Annotated in this window: 1 protein-coding gene; it reads right to left on the minus strand. The window is 54.4% G+C overall.

Annotated elements, in window-relative coordinates:
• Window positions 1–743 (minus strand): Ig-like domain-containing protein (locus AC6BYQ_RS28480; protein WP_498057927.1); only part of this gene is annotated, 743 nt, incomplete at both ends.

The following is a 743-nucleotide window of genomic DNA, read 5'->3' on the forward strand; positions in this document are numbered from 1 at the left end:
AGCGCAACCACAGGTGCTGTGATGTCTGCTGAAACTGTGCCTGTACCTGGCAATGAAGTGTTGCCTGCAGGGTCAGTTGCTGTTGCAGTCACTGTATCGCCATCCACCAGGTTACCCGGGTTTGGTACTGACCAGCTGCCATCTGTGCCTGCTACCACTGTTGCAGTGGTGCCATCAGGATAAGTCACAGTCACGGTTGAACCAGGCTCTGCCTGACCGCTCACTGGGTCTGTTGCATTGATCGGATCAAGCACCGGTGCATTTGGTGCAACCGTATCAATGGTCACCACTGCAGTATCGTTACCTACGTTACCTGCTGCATCTGTTGCAGTCACGGTAATGGTGTGTGGACCGTCTGCGAGTGTTGGAAGTGTATTGTCTGCAAGCGTCCAGGTGCCGTCGCCATTGTTCACTGCCGGATAGTCAACGCCATCCACATTGACAACTACAGTTGCTGTCGGGTCGTTCACTGTACCAGTGAGTGCTGGTGTGCTGTCATTCGTCAACACGTCATCCAGCGCAACCACAGGTGCTGTGATGTCTGCTGAAACTGTGCCTGTACCTGGCAATGAAGTGTTGCCTGCAGGGTCAGTCGCTGTTGCAGTCACTGTATCGCCATCCACCAGGTTACCTGGGTTTGGTACTGACCAGCTGCCATCTGTTCCAGCTACCACTGTTGCAGTGGTGCCATCAGGATAAGTCACAGTCACGGTTGAACCAGGCTCTGCCTGACCGCTCACTGG

The sequence above is a fragment of the Serratia sp. LTN-2 genome, from assembly GCF_059740205.1.